21 protein-coding genes are annotated in these 19227 nt (G+C 33.0%); 10 read left to right on the plus strand and 11 right to left on the minus strand.

The genetic code is table 11. The features are described 5' to 3' along the window. On the plus strand, positions 1-431 hold a 431-nt coding region (locus FI695_00705; GenBank protein ID MQG50483.1), incomplete at its 5' end, for a DUF1015 domain-containing protein. Here FI695_00705 and FI695_00710 read toward each other — a convergent pair. The 7 genes from FI695_00710 to FI695_00740 all read right to left on the minus strand — a co-directional run bounded on the left by FI695_00710 (position 428) and on the right by FI695_00740 (position 7729). Continuing rightward, positions 428-2017, minus strand: coding sequence for a phosphoglycerate dehydrogenase (locus FI695_00710; protein MQG50484.1), 1590 nt, complete (start codon positions 2015-2017; stop codon positions 428-430). The genes FI695_00705 and FI695_00710 overlap by 4 nt on opposite strands. 14 nt (positions 2018-2031) lie before the next feature. Next, on the minus strand, positions 2032-3111 hold the full coding sequence (locus tag FI695_00715) for an alanine--glyoxylate aminotransferase family protein (GenBank protein MQG50485.1): 1080 nt from the start codon (positions 3109-3111) through the stop codon (positions 2032-2034). Between the two features lie 104 nt (positions 3112-3215). Next, positions 3216-4415: a tyrosine--tRNA ligase gene (locus tag FI695_00720; GenBank protein ID MQG50486.1), complete on the minus strand. Its 1200-nt coding sequence runs from the start codon at positions 4413-4415 to the stop codon at positions 3216-3218. 5 nt (positions 4416-4420) lie between these two features. Then, entirely contained in the window at positions 4421-5356 is a 936-nt protein-coding gene (locus FI695_00725; protein ID MQG50487.1) for a bifunctional riboflavin kinase/FAD synthetase, read from the minus strand. A gap of 34 nt (positions 5357-5390) precedes the next feature. Beyond that, a complete protein-coding gene (locus tag FI695_00730; GenBank protein ID MQG50488.1) occupies positions 5391-6458 on the minus strand; it encodes a 3-deoxy-7-phosphoheptulonate synthase in 1068 nt (355 codons plus the stop codon). Positions 6459-6547: 89 nt separating this feature from the next. Then, positions 6548-6928, minus strand: coding sequence for a chorismate mutase (gene aroH, locus FI695_00735; protein MQG50489.1), 381 nt, complete (start codon positions 6926-6928; stop codon positions 6548-6550). Positions 6929-6943: 15 nt separating this feature from the next. Next, positions 6944-7729 (minus strand): tryptophan synthase subunit alpha, encoded by a 786-nt coding sequence (locus FI695_00740; protein ID MQG50490.1) that lies wholly within the window; start codon positions 7727-7729, stop codon positions 6944-6946. A 98-nt stretch (positions 7730-7827) separates the two neighbouring features. Here FI695_00740 and FI695_00745 point away from each other — a divergent pair, with 98 nt between their 5' ends. From FI695_00745 to FI695_00765, 5 genes are all read left to right on the plus strand, one after another. Further along, positions 7828-8115 (plus strand): hypothetical protein, encoded by a 288-nt coding sequence (locus tag FI695_00745; GenBank protein ID MQG50491.1) that lies wholly within the window; start codon positions 7828-7830, stop codon positions 8113-8115. Positions 8116-8126: 11 nt separating this feature from the next. Further along, positions 8127-8639 (plus strand): adenine phosphoribosyltransferase, encoded by a 513-nt coding sequence (locus tag FI695_00750; GenBank protein MQG50492.1) that lies wholly within the window; start codon positions 8127-8129, stop codon positions 8637-8639. Positions 8640-8754: 115 nt separating this feature from the next. Continuing rightward, positions 8755-10158, plus strand: a complete 1404-nt coding sequence (locus FI695_00755; GenBank protein MQG50493.1) for an MmgE/PrpD family protein — start codon at positions 8755-8757, stop codon at positions 10156-10158. 45 nt (positions 10159-10203) lie between these two features. Next, entirely contained in the window at positions 10204-11814 is a 1611-nt protein-coding gene (locus FI695_00760) for a D-aminoacylase (GenBank protein MQG50494.1), read from the plus strand. 15 nt (positions 11815-11829) lie between these two features. Next, positions 11830-12561, plus strand: a complete 732-nt coding sequence (locus FI695_00765) for a hypothetical protein (GenBank protein MQG50495.1) — start codon at positions 11830-11832, stop codon at positions 12559-12561. Here FI695_00765 and FI695_00770 read toward each other — a convergent pair. After that, positions 12558-13742, minus strand: coding sequence for a hypothetical protein (locus FI695_00770; GenBank protein ID MQG50496.1), 1185 nt, complete (start codon positions 13740-13742; stop codon positions 12558-12560). The genes FI695_00765 and FI695_00770 overlap by 4 nt on opposite strands. A gap of 122 nt (positions 13743-13864) precedes the next feature. Here FI695_00770 and FI695_00775 point away from each other — a divergent pair, with 122 nt between their 5' ends. From FI695_00775 to FI695_00790, 4 genes are read left to right on the plus strand one after another with little or no spacing between them, the layout of a single operon-like run. Continuing rightward, a complete protein-coding gene (locus FI695_00775) occupies positions 13865-14377 on the plus strand; it encodes a hypothetical protein (protein ID MQG50497.1) in 513 nt (170 codons plus the stop codon). A 32-nt stretch (positions 14378-14409) separates the two neighbouring features. Continuing rightward, positions 14410-14994 carry a hypothetical protein gene (locus FI695_00780; protein MQG50498.1) on the plus strand — a complete coding sequence of 195 codons (585 nt, stop codon included), beginning with the start codon at positions 14410-14412 and terminating at the stop codon, positions 14992-14994. A gap of 10 nt (positions 14995-15004) precedes the next feature. Further along, positions 15005-15715 (plus strand): alanyl-tRNA editing protein, encoded by a 711-nt coding sequence (locus FI695_00785; GenBank protein MQG50499.1) that lies wholly within the window; start codon positions 15005-15007, stop codon positions 15713-15715. A 1-nt stretch (position 15716) separates the two neighbouring features. Beyond that, positions 15717-16634 (plus strand): DMT family transporter, encoded by a 918-nt coding sequence (locus tag FI695_00790; GenBank protein ID MQG50500.1) that lies wholly within the window; start codon positions 15717-15719, stop codon positions 16632-16634. Here FI695_00790 and thiD read toward each other — a convergent pair. From thiD to FI695_00805, 3 genes are read right to left on the minus strand one after another with little or no spacing between them, the layout of a single operon-like run. Beyond that, on the minus strand, positions 16631-17422 hold the full coding sequence (gene thiD / locus FI695_00795; GenBank protein ID MQG50501.1) for a bifunctional hydroxymethylpyrimidine kinase/phosphomethylpyrimidine kinase: 792 nt from the start codon (positions 17420-17422) through the stop codon (positions 16631-16633). The two genes, FI695_00790 and thiD, sit on opposite strands and share 4 nt — an antisense overlap. 11 nt (positions 17423-17433) lie before the next feature. Further along, positions 17434-18426, minus strand: a complete 993-nt coding sequence (locus FI695_00800) for a pyrimidine biosynthesis enzyme (GenBank protein MQG50502.1) — start codon at positions 18424-18426, stop codon at positions 17434-17436. 9 nt (positions 18427-18435) lie between these two features. After that, the gene (locus FI695_00805) at positions 18436-19227 is read right to left on the minus strand and encodes an ABC transporter permease (GenBank protein MQG50503.1); all 792 of its coding nucleotides are present in this window, start codon (positions 19225-19227) and stop codon (positions 18436-18438) included.

The following is a 19227-nucleotide window of genomic DNA, read 5'->3' on the forward strand; positions in this document are numbered from 1 at the left end:
ATCTTAAAGATTATGATTTAAAACAATTAGAACAAATGGTTATTGATACTAATTACCCATGCATGATTTATGTGAATAAATTAACTAGTACTATTAGATTTTATAAAATTAGTAGCAGAATTAATATTGAACACATCGAAACTAATTTTGATCCAAAACTATTTATAAGATGTGAGGGTTGGGTTTTATATGAAGGAGTCTTTAAAAATTGTTTTCATGATCAATTGGAGCAAAAAGTGGTCTATTTCCACGATTTAGATGAAGAAATTGAGGATAATACTACACAGGTATTATTTTTAGTAAAACCATTTCCATTAGATTTATTTGAAGAAATTGTTGATTTAGGTTTGAAGCTTCCTCCCAAATCAACCTATTTTCATCCTAAAGTGCCAACAGGTTTTGTCTATAATTCTTTGAAAGAAAACATTTAAGATATATTTAAACTAACACCCTTAACACTAACTATATTTTTGATCTTTCTCATCGATTCAATCACTTCTGTATTTGGTGCATCATCTATTCCAACTATCATTATTGCTGTATCTCTTGGTGCATTTCTCCCTACGGTCATAAAAGCAATATTTATATCGTATTCTCCTGCCACAGTACCCACTTTTCCAATTGTTCCTGGGCGATCAAGGTTTTCAATAAATAGCAGGTAGGGAGTATAAGGGGTAAAATCAAGTGATTTGTCATTAACCTTAACTATATGTGTTTCGTTTTCAATATTTACACCTGATATGGAAAATTGACCTGTTTCTGTAGTAAGTTCTAGTGACAAAACAGAACTGAATAAATCCGAAGAAGGATTCTTCTCTTCAATAATATGTAAACCACGATTTTGCGCAATAAATGGCGCACTAATAATGTTTACTTTCTCATCAGAGGATGCATTTAATAACCCAACAAGTACAGAAGATTTTAATGTATTAGTATCGTATTGAGATAAATCTCCGTTATATATAATTTTTAGAGATTTAAACTGGCCTTCGGATAGTTGTGTAATAATCTCACCTAAAATTTCAGCAGTTTTAAAGTATGGGGTTAAAACTTTTTGAGCTTCATCTGGAAGAAATGGAAGATTTACTGTCGATTTTGCAAATTTACCATCAAGTACATCTAGAACCTCTTGAACTACCTCTAAAGCAACTTCTACTTGAGCCTCACTTGTAGAAGCTCCTAAATGCGGAGTTGAAACTAAATTAGGTAAATCTACTAATTTTTGATTTTGCGTAGGTTCATCCACGAAAACATCAACAGCTGCACCTGAAATTATATTATTTGCTAAAGCTTCATACAATGCATCTTCATCAATCAATCCTCCACGAGCTGCATTAATTATTTGCGTTGTTGGTTTCATTTTTTTTAGTTCATTCAGACCAATTAAACCTTTGGTAGATTCAAGGAGTGGTATATGAAGTGTTATAAAGTCAGAGTTTTTGTATATCTCCTCTAACTCAACAAGATTTACCGATAAGCTATTTGCAAGTTCATTTGAAATGTACGGGTCATAGCCAAGAATTTTCATACCAAATGCGTTAGCTCTCTTAACAACTTCTACACCTACTTTACCTAAACCAATAACACCGAGGGTTTTATCTTGTATTTGGGCACCCATAAATGAGCTTCGATTCCATTTACCTTCTTTCATAGTTTGATTAGCTTCAGGAATTCTTCTTGAAAGACTGAGCATTAAGGCGAAAGCATGCTCTGCAGCAGCAATAGTATTTCCAGTAGGAGAATTAACAACAGCGATCCCTTTACTAGTCGCAGATTGTATATCTATATTATCAACACCTACTCCTGCTCTTCCAATAACTTTAAGATTTGAGCCTGCGTCAATAATAGCTTTTGTAACTTTCGTTTCGCTTCTTACTATTAATGCATCATATGCGGGAATTTTTTTAATTAAATCTTCTTCGTTCAAACCGGTTATGATATCGGTATCGCTAACTTTATTAAGAATTTCAATACCTTTGTCATTGATACGATCTGAAATTAAAATTTTAGGTTTCATTTTATTACCTGAATTTATCGCCCCAGCTCTTTTTTAAGAGCATCTATCACTTCATCTATTTCTTTTTCAGGGACAAATCCTAAATGGCCAATTCTGAACATTGTGCCTTCTAAATATGCTTGCCCACCAGCTAATACAATGTTGTATTTTGTTCGTAGATTAGAAAGTAACTCTCCACAGTTTATTCCATCAGGAGCTTTTACAGCTGTTACAGTATTTGATGCATATTTTTCATCAGCGAACAGTTCTAAGCCAATCGATTTTACTGCCTCACGAGTTTTGGTTGCAATTGTTTGATGTCGTTCATATACAGCACCAAGTCCTTCATTCAAAATCATTGTTAGAGATTTATCCATTGCATACATAACTGAAATGGCTGGTGTCCAAGGGTTTTGACCTCTCTGCAGATACTGTTCAGCTTTTTCCCAGTCAAAGTAAAAACGTGGGGTGGTTGCTTTTGATTGTGCTTCCCAAGCCTCTTTACTTACACTAATAAATGCAAGTCCTGGTTGAGCCATCCAGCCTTTTTGAGAACCACTTGCTACAACATCTAAATCCCAGCTATCTACAGGACATGGAATAGAACCCATACCACTAACACTATCAACTAGAAGAAGTTTATCAAATTCTCCTTTAACCACTTGTGCGATACTTTGGAGATCATTGGTTATTCCAGTAGAAGTTTCATTATGGGTAACAATTACAGTGCTTATTTTCGGGTTGGAGTTTAATTCTTTGCGAATTTGTTCTGGATCTACAGCTTTTCCTGCCTCAATTTTTAGATCTGTAACGTCTGCTCCATACATATGGGCAATTTGTGAAAAACGATCACCAAAGACCCCTACACTTATTGAGAGTACTGAATCATTTGGAGAAATTGTATTAACTACAGCTGATTCGAGGGCTCCTGTGCCTGAAGAAGTGAGTATGTACAAGTCATTTGAAGTTTGAAAAACTTCTTTTATTTTTGAAGTTACACTTTCTATTAATGATTTAAATTCAGGCCCTCGATGGTTAATCATTTGCGCTGCTGAAGCTTGTAATATATCCTCAGGTACCGGTGTAGGACCAGGCGTTCGTAGATTAAAATCCAATTTTATCTCCTCGTCTAATTGTGAATTAATTCACATTATATCAATACATAGATTAAAACTAAAGACATTTTAGTATAAGAAATGACGATAAGTAACCACTTATGTTACGCATTCTGGCTAACTTGAAAGAATTTTTGTTTGCCAATTTTAAATATATCACCATCTTTTAGGAAGTTCATTTCTGCATCTTCAGTGAGTTTAACACCATTTAATTCGATAGCACCTTGATTAATTAGTCTCTTTGCTTCACTGTTACTTTTGGCCATAGAGGTTTTTACTAGTATGTTGCTTAATTTACTATTAATCATTTCATTTAAATCATGATTTTCTAAATTTTCAGGTATTTCATTCCCCTGTACTACCATTTTGAAATTTAATTCTGAATCAATTGCATCTTGGATTGTGTAGAATTGTGTAACAATATCTTTTGCTAATTCTTTTTTAAAAATCATGGGGTTCTCATTACCAAGCGACATAGCCTTTTTCATTTCTTCAATTTCATTGTTGTTAAAATTACTTAAAACCTCTAAGTAATTTATAATTAAACTATCTGGTATTGACATTACTTTGCCATAAATATCTTCTGGTTTATCAGTAATACCAATATAGTTATTGAGGCTTTTACTCATTTTATTTATACCATCTGTACCCACTAAAAGAGGAACCATAAGACATTGTTGCGGTTTCATTCCATTCATAGATTGTAATTCACGACCCACTAATAAATTGAATTTTTGGTCTGTTCCTCCGAATTCAACGTCAGAATTTATTGCAACAGAATCATATGCCTGCAATAAGGGGTATAAAAATTCAGTTATTGCGATTGGTTTACCTTGTTTATATCTTTTATTAAAATCTTCTCTGGCTAAAAATTGTGCAACAGTAAATTTGCTTGTAAGTTCTATGACGTTTTCTAACTTAAAATCCCCATACCATTCACTTTGATAAACAACTTCAGTTTGGTCAATATCAACAATTTTAAAAAACTGTTCTAGATAAGTTTTTGCATTACTTTCAACTTCTTCTTGCGTGAGCATTTTTCTCGTTGCAGAAACTCCAGTGGGATCTCCGATTCTTGCAGTCCAATCACCTATAATTAAAATACACTTATGACCAATATCTTGTAACTGTCGTAACTTTTTTAAACCTACAGCATGACCAAGATGTATATCAGAGCTACTCGGATCAAATCCCATTTTTAAGCGAAGTGGTTTATTTTCTTTTAATAGATTGATAAATTCTGATTCAATTATGATTTCTTCGACACCTCTTTTGGTTATTGTGTCAATTGTATTTTGGTCTATCAAAGTTAATTTTTCCCCTTGAAAAGTTGTATTATTTGGTTAATATCATCGGTTATTTGTTTTTGTAATTCAACAGTATTATCGAAAGACTCTTCTTGTCTAATCCATTTAACAAAATTTATTTCAATATCTTTTCCGTATAAATTTTCATTAAAATCTATTATAAAAGATTCAATAGATTTTTCTTCATTTTTAAATGTGGGGTTATAACCAATACTAGTAGCCCCAATAAATTCTCTTCCATTTAGCTTAATTTTTGTCGCATAAATACCATTTGCAGGTATTATAGTTTTCACCGAAGACATATCTAAATTTGCTGTTGGATAACCTAGAATAGGATTACCAATTCCCTTACCCTTTATGACAGTTCCTGAAATGGAATAATTTCTTCCTAAATATTGTGTAGATAGATCCATATTCCCTTCGGAGATTGCTTGTCTTGTTAAGCTGCTACTTACCCGCTTACTATTAAAATTTAATTGGTCAATATTAAATACTTCATAATCGAGTTCGTTACCTAACTCTTTTAACTTATCTGGAGTTCCTAGTCTTTTGAATCCTATTGCTGTATCAGGTCCTAGTACTAATCCTTTTAAATTTGCAGAATTGATTATTGTCTTAATAAATTGTTCATATGTTAATTCAGATATAGATTTGGTAAACTGTATAGGAATAACAAAGTCTATACCAATATTTTCAATAAAAGCTTTCTTTTCATCTACGGAAGTAATTAAAGGAATTGTTATAGATGGATCAAAAAGTTTTCTAGGATGATCTGTAAAGGTAATAATTCCAGATTTACAGGAATTATTTTTGGCTATTTTGCATACTTGATTAAGTAAATGTTGGTGTCCTAAATGAATTCCATCAAACATTCCAATTGAAAAAATTGTATTTTGATGGATGTTGTAAGAGTCCAATTGAGTTCTTAGTTCGTCCATATCACCAAATTATTCACATGAAAACAATAAATAATTATTTTATATTTTTGTATGCTTCTTCAAGTAATACTTCAGTTTCTTCCCAGCCAATACATGCATCGGTAATCGAAACCCCATAAGCTAGATTTGAAGGATTAGATTCATCCAGTTTTTGATTTCCTGGATTAATATTACTTTCTAGCATAAGACCAATAATATGATTGTTCCCTGAAATTCGTTGTTCAACGACATTTCTGAATACTCCAGGTTGTTTGGTATGGTCTTTAAAAGAATTAGCATGTGAGCAGTCGATAATAATGCTCGTATTTGCTCCAGAATCTTTAAGTTTATTTACTGCATCAGACACTGATTGTTTATCATAGTTTGGTTTGTCGCTGCCACCTCTAAGTATAAGATGAGTATCTTGATTACCTCTTGTAGTGACAATTGAAGCTTTACCAGACCGATCCACACCTAGAAATCCATGCTTTGAATTTGATGAAATTATTCCATCTACAGCTAATTGAACACTTCCACCAGTTCCATTTTTGAAACCTATTGGCATACTAAGGCCACTTGCAAGTTGGCGATGGGTTTGACTTTCTGAAGTTCTTGCGCCAATTGCACCCCAGGAAATAAGATCACCAAAATATTGAGGTGTTATAGGATCTAGAAATTCTGTACCAGACCATAGTCCAAGATTAGCAACATCAAGAAGAAATTTTCTAGCTTTTTTTAACCCCGTGACCATATCAAAAGAACCGTTCAAATCAGGGTCATATACTAGACCCTTCCAACCTACAGTTGTTCTGGGTTTTTCAAAATACACTCTCATTAATACTAAAAGTTTATCTTTATATTTTTCTACTAATGGCTTTAGTTTTCTGGCATAATCTAAACCTGCATCGGTATCATGTATTGAGCAAGGACCTGCTATAATAACAAACCTATCATCTTTTCCGGTAAGCACATCATGTATTTCATTTCTCCCGGTTGTTATAAAATTACTAAGTTCATTAGATATAGGAAATTCTTCTATAAGTTCTGTAGGTGTTGGCAAGGGTTGTGTTTGTATGACATTAGCATCATATAAATCTGGATTATCTTGTTTTGTCTTATTCATATTTCCTCAAGCAAGTCAATTTAATATTTTATCTGAGGCGCACATTATGTACCTTTTTTAGTATTTGGTCAATTAATGACTCTTTATATTTAATTTATATCTGATCCACGGTTTCGTAAATTAATTGCATCTTTCAAATAAATATTATTAATTTCAGATTGTTTTTTATTTGTGTTGACAAGAAGCAATACACGAATACATCTCGATATATCGTTAGGTACTTCCATTTCGTGGGTATTAAACAAAGCAACTTCAGTCCATCCTAAAGATCTTCTTGCCGCAACTGCTGGATATTCAGCATTTAGATCCTTTGTTGTAGTGAAAAAAGCTGCAGCGATATCATCCACATTCAGATCATTTTCATTAACAATAGATTCTAAAAGTTTTTTGGTCGCGTCTATTATTGATTCTCTGTCGTTATTATCTGAAGTTGTAGCTCCTCTAATTCCGCGACATGCTATCTGAGACATGAATTTTTCTCCTTTTTATTGAAGTCCTTTTAAGAAGTTCGTAGCATTTTTCACTACAGTACTTTTGTCTGAATTTGATATGATATTTACTAAAGCACTACCAATTATTCCAGCATCGGCGTGTTTATTTACTTCAGATAATTGGTTTTTTGTTGAAATCCCAAAACCTAAAGCTACAGGTACAGTACTATGTAGTTTAACTTCGTTTACTAAATCAATACCTTCTGTACTTAATGTGTTTCTAGCTCCAGTTATACCAGCTACACTTACACAATATAAAAAGCCTGATCCTTTTTCACATATTTCTTTAATTCTACTTGTAGATGTTGTTGGTGCTATAAGATATATAAGATTGATATCACTAGCAGAACATTTTTCTGATAAAATTAGTGATTCTTCTAATGGTAAATCTGGAACAATAATTCCATCTACCCCACATAATTTTGCTTTAGATATAAATTCATCTAGCCCATATTGTAAGATTGGATTATAGTACCCCATTAATACAATAGGATTATTTTCATTTTTATTACGGATCATTGAACAAACGTCAAAACATGTATCAATATTGACACCTTTTTCTAGAGCTTTTTGGCTAGATTGTTGAATGGTCACACCGTCAGCTAAAGGGTCGCTAAATGGAATACCCAATTCAATGATATCGGCTCCAGAATTGAATAGTTCCAAAGCTAATTCTGCTGTTGTTTTATTATCGGGAATACCAGTTGTTAAATATAGTATAATCCCTTTTTTATTATTCAATTGTAAATTTTCAAAAGTTTTTTTTATTCTGTTTGTCATTTATTTGATGTATTATATTCCGTAGATAAAAAATTGAGAAAGTTAATGTTAGCATTTACTAGTTATAGTGACAATAGCAATTAGATCGGATAAATATAATGAGTATAGAAGTTACTGATAATGCCAAAATGGAATTATTGAAAACATTAGAAAGATTAAGTTTGGAAGATGGTCAATATTTGAGATTAACAACTCCACCTTCATGGACAGGACCAGGAGACTTTGGAATAGTTTTGGATACAGAGCAAGATTTCGATACTAAAATAGAATTTAACGAACAAGTTGTGTTATTGATTAATGAACAATTATTGTCACAATATGAGAAAGTTATTTTTGATTTTAAAGAGACCCCAGAGGGTCTAAGTTTTGCCTTAGATATATATTAACAAAGAGATAAATGGATTTAAGTAAATATATTAGAGATGTTCCAGATTTTCCTATTGAAGGTATAATTTTTAAAGATATTACTCCTTTGTTATCAGATGCGGATGCATTTCAAGAAACTATCAATAAAATCATCAATAATTATAATTTTGATGAAATAGATGTAGTTGCAGGTGTAGAATCAAGAGGATTCTTGTTAGCAGCTCCAATAGCTGATCGCATGAAAAAACCCCTGGTTTTATTTAGAAAAAGTGGAAAGCTTCCTTATAAAACCAAGTCGGCAAGTTATGATTTAGAATATGGAAGTAGTACTATCGAGGTACATGAAGATTCGATTAAAGCCAATGACAGAATATTATTAATTGATGATTTAATAGCTACAGGTGGGACTTTAGGAGCATGTTTAGATTTGGTGGATCAGTTTAGCGCTAAAGTTAAGGGAATAGCAGTAATAATTGAATTAAGTTTTTTAGATGGCAGAGATTTGCTCAAAAGCGTAGATATTTTTTCAATTATTAAGTACTAGTAATTGTTCTGACTTTCACAATATTGACTTTGATATAAGTTGTTTTTACAATCCTTTTAAGTTGTTATTAGAAATCCATAATCCTTTCGGATTTAGTATATGAGGAGGTTATCCAATGGGTACAACACAACAAATGGCAAGATTTATTACTGAAGCTAAATTTTCTGACATTCCAGAGCCTGCGATTTATGCTGCAAAACTTTGTATTTTAGATTCTATAGCATGCGCAATTTACGGAACTACAAGACCCTTAGGTAAGATTATTACTGAATTAGTTGATGAAATGGGCGGTAATCCACAATCTAGAGTACTTGGTACTTCAATCAAAACTAATGCGGCAAATGCTGCATTAGCAAATGGGACTTTAGGCCATTCTGAAGACTTTGATGATATGGGATCAGGAGGCCACCAAGCCGTAGTTTTGATGCCTGTAGCTCTTGCTTTGGCAGAAGAATTGAGTTTAAGCGGCAAAGATGTGTTGACTTCATACTTAGTTGGTTTTGATATATTTGCAAATGTTGCTTTAAATATGGGCCCAGATCATTATGCTAAAGGATGGCATTCAACATCAAGTGTAGGTACTTTGGGCTCGACTGCTGTTGCAGCAAAAGCATTAGGTTTAGACGAGATGCAAACAAGAATGGCTATAGGGTTAGGCGCTACACAAGCTTCTGGTTTGCGAGGAAATTTTGGGACAATGACTAAACCATTTCATCCAGGTAGAGCATCACAAAGTGGAATAATCGCTGCAAAAATGGCAGGAAAAGGATATGAAGCCAACCCAAATATAATGGAAGATAGATTTGGATATGCTGCATGTTTAGGTGAACAAATGGTTCAATTAGGAAACATGACCAGACATTTGGGCTATCCTTGGGCAATAATGGGCACAGGTAAAGAAGTAGCTAATGGAATTGATATAAAAATATGGCCTTGCTGTGGTGGAACACACGGTTCGAATACCGCTATCATAGAATTACTCAATAATCATTCATTTAGTTCTGAAGATGTTGAATCGGTTGATATTATTACTACTGACAATCCTTCATGTATGGCACCAAATCTGCGCTGGCCAAAAAGTGGTTTACAAGGTAAGTTTTCTACTTGGTATACTGTTGCATCCCTTATTGTTGATAAAGGAAGATTAGACTTAGAAAGTTTTACTGATGACTCAGCAAACAGACCCGAATTACAATCAATGTTGGAAAGGGTAAATATAACACAAGAAGAAACAATAGCTGACCGACCTAATCGTGCGATTGGTGGCGAATCTTGGTGGGATGTCACGGTAAATCTCAAAAATGGAAGTCAACTAAATACAAGAGTTCCAGGACATGGTGATACATATGGTCCGTATACTAATATTCAAGTAATTGATAAATTTCAGGCTTTGGCTGGTACTGTAATTTCGCCAAGTCAAGTGGACACACTTTTGAATTTGGTTATGGACTTAGAAAATCAATCAGATGTTGTGCAGATTATGGATGCAGCAACTTTGGGGTTAGCTGTTAAGGCTTAAATTTATAAAAAGAAGCCCCTTTTGTTAAATAGGGGCTTCTTTTTATTGAAAGAAATAATTATGTACGAAATTGTTATCCGTAACGGATATATTTATGACGGATTAGGGTCTAATCCCTATGTTGCTGATATTGCTATTTCAAATGGTATTATTGTAGCAATTGGGAGGATTGAAGAAGAAGCATTGAGTGTTATAGATGCTTCTGGTTTTTCCGTATCTCCAGGTTTTATAGATTTACATACTCATAGTGATTTATCTTTTTTAATAGACCCCTTGGCAGATAGCAAATTGAGACAAGGATGTACTTTTGAACTTATTGGGAATTGTGGCCGTAGTGATGGAGGTCCTCTATTTGGTGAAGGATTTGATCTTACAAATGAGAGACTTGAAACACTAAATTTCACTCCAAAATTTAGTTTATCTGGAAACTATGGTGATTATCTTAATATACTTGAAGAAAATGGTACGTTAATTAATATAGCAGGCCAAATTGGACATGGCACTTTGAGAACAAGTGTTATAGGCTCGGGAGATATTAACCCAACACTTGAAGAATTAGATAATATGATATCACTGCTAGATGAGTGTTTAGATCAAGGTGCTTTGGGCTTTTCTACAGGCCTTTATTACGCTCCAGGAAATTATTCACGTACAGAAGAAATAATAAAATTATGTAATGTCGCTTCAAAAAAAAATAAGCTATATTCAACTCATATGAGGGATGAAAGCGATTATTCTATAGGTCTCCGTGGTGCGTTAGAAGAAACTATGAGTATAGCCCAAATATCTGGAGTTAAAACACAAGTATCTCATTTGAAATGTATTGGCCCTGTAACTTGGGGTCAAGCAGACACTCTTTTATCAAGAATTGATGAGATGAGACGAGATGGATATGATGTGATTGCTGATCAATACCCATATACGGGTAGCAGCACTATGTTGGCTGGAGCTGTTTTCCCCAGATGGGTACAGGCAGGAGGGAGATCAGAAGCTCTTCAAAGAATAGAAGATCCGAATTTGTACGATAGATTGAAAAAAGATATATCTAGGAATTTCTATAGAAGAGGTGGAGCTGCTGCTATTAGTATTGCACAATGCCCAGATAACCGAGAATTTGATGGATTAAATTTAGAAGAAATATCAGATGTCATGAATTGTGATCCAGAAGATGCTGCAATCACTCTCTACAGAGGTGGAACCGTTCACGTTATAGCTCACTCTTTAAAACAAGATGATGTAGATAAAATTGCATGTCATCCTTATGTATGTGTTGGAAGCGATGGGAGCTCTATTCGTACGGAAGGTGCTTTATCTGTTGGGTCACCTCATCCAAGAAGTTATGGAACATTCCCAAGATTTATCAAGCAATATGTTAGAGAGAAAAAAATGTTATCAATGCAGGAAGCTATTCGTAAAATGACATCATTGCCTGCAAGTAGACTTGATTTAAAAAGACGTGGTTCTTTGCAAGTTAATAATTGGGCTGATATAGTAATTTTTGATTCAGAAAGTATAGATGATAAATCAACATTTGCTAATCCACATCAATATTCTGTTGGCATTAAATCTGTTTTGGTAAATGGGTGTTTGGCTTACAACGAAAATATAGTAAACACTGAACATCATGGTAAAATTATAAGAGATAATAATGATTAATATAGGTATTAATTAATGAGTCTATCATTTGAAATTGGAGATGAATATAGTCCTAGAGGCCACGCAATTATTTACTACACATCAGGAAGTAAATATTTTATGGCGTATATAGTTATTATTCCAATATCTTTTGATTTTACCAAATTTATGCCTCCAGTAATTTCTTCTCAAATCAATGCAGAAGATATGGCGGGATTTTCTGCTTTTGCACTACCTCCGGTTCCTGAAGAAATACCAGATGGATATGATTTCATAAAAGATTTAGCTACCAGTAGAAATGATGATTTAATTTATGGAGGAACATTTAATGAATCTAATTTAATTGAGTCTGCTCAATCTGTAAACAATCAGGTAGAAAATTATTCTGAACTATATAAAAATTCACAAAACTCTAATCATAAACCTATATCTGAAAGTTCAGATGATTTAAATGTTCAAAATGTTATGTTGTCGTTGATGTCTGAGAAAGACAAATTGGGAGAAATATCAAAATTGATAGGCAAATTACAGTTTGCGGTAGAAGGAAAAGATTTAGACCAAGTTCAAGAAACAGAAGTGGAAATTAAAAATATTTCTTCTTTTTTTACTGAAGAGTACAAAATAGGAGCTATTTTGCAACTTGTCAAAAATAACTCATTAAATTCAAATAAACTTATTCAACTTTATATAGAGAGATGTTATAAACTTGCAGATAATGATGCAGATGCGGTAAGTCTACTTGATAGAGAAATAGACGAGATAAATTAACTTCTCATAGATTCATATGATTTAGCAAAACTAATAATTCTTCTTCCTTGATTTGTTGTACTTTGTTTTGCTAATTTACCTGCTTTTTTATAATATTTTGTAGCATCTTTGTTTTGCCCCCTATGGTCTAGGAAGGTACCTATCGAAAGAGCTGCAAATGCTGCTTGGTCTAGAGCCCAGGGAGTGAATGTAGATTCCCCCAGTTCAATAATTTGTGTATATGCTTTTTCTACCAAATTAATTGATCTTGATTTTTTTCTTATTATTTGAGCAAGATTAACCGCTGCTTTTGTTCCTAATTCTTTAGCAATAATATTATCTAATGACTTAGATAGATCGATTGCTTTACGGTATGAAATACGCGCCTTATCAATTTGATCTGTAGATTCAAATTTTTGTCCTTCAAATATACATTTATGAATATCAGAGGTACTAGATAATATTATATTATGGTCATGGATCTGTTGAAAAATTTTCTCTTTTTCAACAGAATTGTTTTTTGATTCATACCAACTTAGTAGGCTTTGACAACCTTGAATGCTTGTTTGTATCCCAGATATAGTTTTAGAAGAAATTCCATATTGAATACTTTTTTTCATCAGGGTTTCAAAACGATTATAATTTTCGAGCCTTCCCTCATAGTTTGCAATATTAAAATAAGCTCGAGAAGCGATATAGAGTCCCTCAGGATTATTGGAGAGAATACCTATTTTGGCTGCTCTATTGTGCATATGAATACTAGATGTGAAATTATTTTCCTGGTTATACCAAAGTCCTAATTCAAAGCATGCCATTGAGCTAAACATGACCCCCAATGAGCTTTTAGATTTAAGTCCATAGTGTATGGAATTCATATAATGTTTTTTGTAATCTGAGTATTTTTGTATAGAGGATTCAAGATTTCCAATATTAAAAAAAGCACAAGATAAAAAACCTAAGTCTTCAGAACTATTTTTTTGTGGGATTAATCTAGAGGCTTCTTTAAACGCTTCAAGAGAATCTGTGAATCGTTGTAAAAGTTTTAGCGAATTTCCTTTTTCTATTATTGCACGAAGATTTTTCGGGTGTGTTGAAAGCTGTAAAGAGGCTATTTCTAAATCCTCACTTGGATTATTCAGACCTGAAAATGAAGGACCTATCGATGAAAAAATTGCTTTATTTAATAATTTATTTACTGACATTAGTATAATTTTCTTTTGATTAACATATACTGTCAATCTTTTCATCGATTAATTAATATAATATTGATATATTGTCATAGTTGATTAATATTTTAATTTGAGCAAATTTCAGGAGGGTATATATGTCAAACGAAGGAAGTTTGAACCCTGAGTCTGTTTTATCGCAACTGAAATCCAACAATATTACACATGTTGTATGGCTTCCTGATAGTGAGACTAATTGGCTTTATTTGTTAATGAAAAACGAACCTACAATTGAATTGGTACCAGTGAGTAGAGAAGGGCAGGCTTTTTCAGTAGCTGCAGGATTATCTACTGGTGGTAAGAAGCCAGTTATATTGATACAAAATACAGGTTTATTAGAGTCAGGTGACTCTTTAAGAGGTTGGGGAATAGGACTCAAAACTCCTGTTGTAATGCTTATTGGTTACCGAGGCTGGACAAGGCATGGTAAGAATGCTTTTCATGATGTAGCAAAATTTACGGAACCCTTTCTTATTGCAATGGGTATAAATTACTATTTAGTAGAGAATGATGGAGATATAGATAGAATCACCTACGCCTTTGAAGAGGCCGATGAAAATAAAAAACCTGTTGCAGTATTAGTTGGTGATGAATATTCTAGTTGGAATTAATACATTATTTATAAGTATTAGGTAGGAAAAAGATGATTGATACGTTAGAAATGTTAAAAATATTCAAAAATTATCGAGGTAACAGTGTTGTAATACCAGGTAGAGGTGGTAAACATTGGGTTACACTAACAGATAATCCTTCAAGAGATATTCCTTTAGGAGATCCAGCAATGGGTGGTCATGCATCATATGCTTTTGGTTTGGCATTAGCAATTCCAGATGAAACAGTTGTTTTATTTGATTCTGAGGGTGACTTGTTAATGAATACTGGAGCACTTGCAACAATTGCAGACCTTGCACCTAAAAACTTCTATCATTTTCTTTTAGACAATGAATGTTATGCCACAACTGGTGGTCAGCCTGTACCTAATGCTCAAAAAGTTGACTATACTGGCTTAGCTCAAAGTATGGGGTACGGTTCAACTTATTTTATAGATAATTTAGAAGATTTTGATCAAAAAATTTCTGAAATATTGAGTCAAGATGGACCAGTATTTATACACCTAAAAATTAATCCTGAAATTGAAAACGTTCCTATTAATCAACGCGTCAGATGGCAAAACCGATCTTGGGATCAAGTTTTGAATGACGTTAAGTCAGAGTTATCAGTTAAGTAGAATTATAACAATGGTAAAACAGTTATATCACATAGATTCATATCTGAAAGACTTCGAGGCGGTAATAGAAAATGTTCTTCCGGAAGGTATAGTACTAGATCAAACCGCATTTTATCCTGGCGGAGGAGGCCAACCCTGTGATTATGGCGTATTAATTTCTAATGAAAAAGAATATAAAGTCGATAAAGTGCAATATGCCGAAGGAACTATTGTACACAAAGTTTTATCAGAGGGGTTGAAAATAGGCGATACTATTAATGCGACTATTGATTGGGACAGGAGATACAAACTTATGAGAACACACACAGCGCTTCATATTTTATGTGGAGTCGTCTGGCGTGATTTTGGCGCATTAGTTACTGGTGGGAATATGGAACCACTAAAAGCTAGAATGGATTTTGAATTAGAAAGTATGAGTACTGATTTTGCAGAAAGAGTTGAAGAAAAAATCAATGAAGAAGTAGCAAATGATCACAAAATAGATATCAATATACTTCCTAGGGAAGAAGCGTTAAAAATACCTGATTTGATAAGAACCAAAATTGATTTATTGCCAAAACACATATCTGAATTGAGGATAGTTGATATAAAATCTTTGGATCTGCAGGCTGATGGTGGCACACATGTTATTAGTACCAAGGAAGTAGGCCACATATCTGTTGTCGGTCATGAGAGTAAAGGGAAAATAAATAAACGTTTAAGAATTCAAATAGAAGATTAGTTTGTTAGATAACTTTAGTATAGAATATAGAATTCGTTTTTATTTGATCGTTGGGGTTTTCGCTGTTTCGACCGCAGCAATTTTGATTAAATTAGCATCTGAAGCCCACCCATTAGCGATAGCGTTTTATAGAATGTTTATTAGTGTAATAGTATTTTTACTGATAGCTTGTATATACCGTATTCAGCGACCACAGCATATCAATGTATTCACTGTAAAAAATAACCAAGTTATAAGAATATTAATTAGTAGTTTGGGACTAGCAATGCATTTTTGGTTTTGGGTTTGGTCATTAAGCTTTACTTCAGTTGCAAGCTCTGTTCTTTTGGTTACTACAAACCCTTTTATAGTGCTCTTATTTTCTTGGATTATATGGTCACATCCTATTCGTTTAAAAATGATAACTGGAATGTTTATTGGTTTGATTGGAGGAGCCATAATTATATTAGGAGATTCACAATATGATAATAATATTACCGGTGATTTATTAGCATTATTGGGTTCTCTTTGCATAGTGCCATATGTTTTATGTGGAAGAAGTTTAAGAAAAGATATGCATATATTGACTTATAATTTATATGTTTATGGATTAGCAACTACTTTTTTATTTATCTTGATAATAATTTTTCAAATTGAATTATTTAGACTAAGTGTTTATACATACTTTATGCTATTCTTAGTAGCATTGATTCCTCAAGTTATTGGTCACTCATTGCTAAATTGGGTTTTAGGGTATGCAACAGCCGTTTTGGTTACTATTAGTGTTATGGCAGAACCAATAATTGCCACAATTTTAGCAAGTATTATTTTGAATGAAATCCCTACATTTTACTGGTATATGGGAGGATTTTTGATTTTATTAGGAATTTATTTATCTATAAGTGAACTAGAAAATGATTTTATTGATAACGATACCTAAGTTAGCATGAAAAAATGATTTAATGGCCCGTGTCCTTTACCTAATCCAGGTTCATTTTTAATTGCTAGGGTAACATAACTTTTAGCTTCCTCTACGCTTTGTTCTACTGAATAGTTTTTAGCTAAACCTGCAGCTATAGCTGAGGCATATGTACAACCTGTACCATGGGTATTAGCTGTAGGTATACGATCAGCTTTTAAAGTTGTAAATTTTTGACCATCATATATCGTATCATTAGATTTTGAATCATTAGAATGTCCCCCCTTTATTACAACAAAATCAGGACCCATAGAATGTATAATTTTTGCTGCAGATTCAATATCACTAGTGTTATTTATAGTAATCTTACTGAGAACTTCTGCCTCGGGAATATTTGGGGTTACCACAGTAGATAGTGGTAACAATTCGGAAATTAAATGTCCTATTGCATTATCTTGTATTAATTTATCTCCACCTTTAGCTATCATCACAGGATCTACAACTATGTTACCAGTTTTAGAAGACTTAATTTTTTCTGAAATAAGTTTTATAACCTCAATGGAGGCAAGCATTCCTGTTTTAATTACATTTGGATTTAAATCATTTAAGACTGCATCAATTTGTGATTCAATAATATCTATAGGTATTTCATGGATTCCATATACTCCTGTTGTATTTTGGGCAGTAACTGCTGTTATTACTGAACATCCAAATGTACCTAAAGCTGAAAATGTTTTTAAGTCAGCTTGAATTCCTGCACCCCCGCCTGAATCTGAGCCTGCTATAGTCAAACTTACTGGAATTTTCATTTTGTCTCCTCTTATTCAACAAATTCGTTCGTAAATAAATCATTTACGTCTGGTACACTAGTTATCTGGCCGGTATCGTATAACCATTTTGAAAAAACCGCCCATTTATTTTCAGCTTGAGTGCCAAATTTACCTGATTTATCAACCCACAATGGGGCTAATAATTCTACTCCAGGATACTCTATTGCTTCGTCTATTTCTTCATTTGTTGCTTTGATTAAATTATCAATACCTTTTTCAGGGTCAGAAATGGCATCATTATATCCTTTTGATATTGCTCTAGTCATTCGTTTAACAAGGTCTTTATTATTTGCTACCATTTCATCACTAGCTACCAAAACCAATTCATAATAGTCTGGTACACCCCATTGTTCCATTCTCATTACATTGACAGGGAACCCTTCGTTTTCAGCCATAATAGTTTCATGACTTAAATAACATCCTAAACATGCATCAACAGTTTTGCCAATAAGTGGAGGTACAAGATCATATCCAGTGTTGATTAATTCAATTTCTTGTTTTCCTTGTAATCCATCAGCTTTTAATAATGTGTCTAGTAAGTTTTCATTTAACGGGATTCCGGGGTAGGCAATTTTTTTACCTTTGAGGTCAGATGGTCTAGTTATGTTTGATTCTTTGAGTGTCATTATAATGTTCAATGGATGCTGAACAAAAGCCAAAACTGATTTTACGGGAATATTTTTTGATTTAGCTAGAATTAAGTCTGGTTGATAGCTAATCCCAAAATCATCTTGCCCTGCTCCAACAGTCTGTAATACTGTAGATGGATCAGACGGAGTATATATTTCTATATCGATATTTTCATCTTTGAAATATCCTTTTTCTAGTGCAATGTATAATCCAGTATGATTAGCATTTGGATACCAATCTAATGCTAATTTAACTTTTGTATCTTCTTTCGTAGTTTCACAACTTAATACAAATATGCTACTTATTAGAACCACTACAATAGATAAATATTTGAATTTCATTATTACCTCCATTGAAACATATTATTCACTGGGTGATTTCCAGTACACAATTTTTCTTTCGCAATAATTTACTAGCAAAAACAAAAAGAAACCAATAATTGAAAGCAAAAATATTGCAGCAAATACACGTTCAGTTAGAAATTGTGGTTTCGATCTTATCATTAAATATCCTAAACCTTCACTTGAACCTACCCATTCACTAATTACAGCTCCAATTACACTTGCAGCCATGCCTATTCTTAAACCTGTAAATATATAGGGCAGAGAATTAGGTATCTGTATTTTTCTGAAAATCTGAGACTTATTTGCGCCCAAAGTTTTCATCATATTAACTAGATCATCATCAATTGATTTTAATCCATCAATAGTATTAACAGCTATTGGGAAAAATGCAATGAGCCCGACAACAAGTATCTTTGGTAAGAGCCCATATCCAAACCAAACAAGTAAAATTGGTGCGATTGCTATAATGGGTATAGTTTGAGAGGAAATAATAATGGGATAAAGTGCTTTTTCTAATGTTTTTGAATAAACAATAAATCCACCAATCAGTATTCCAGAAACTATAGAAAATGAAAAACCAATCAATATTTCGTATAGTGTTACAAAAGAATGACGTAAAAGTAAATTCCAGTGTTCGTACAATTCAACAACTATATCTGTAGGAACAGGAAGCAACCATTTTGGTACATCTGCTAAATTGCAAGATATTTCCCAAATAACTAATAATGTAAATATTAGTATTAAGGCTGGAAACCACTGAACAAATATATTTTTCAAGTTCGTATTAAATTTTGTGATTCTATGTCCCAT

It is taken from the genome of SAR202 cluster bacterium (assembly GCA_009392515.1).
Classification (GTDB): domain Bacteria; phylum Chloroflexota; class Dehalococcoidia; order Lucifugimonadales; family UBA6952; genus UBA6952.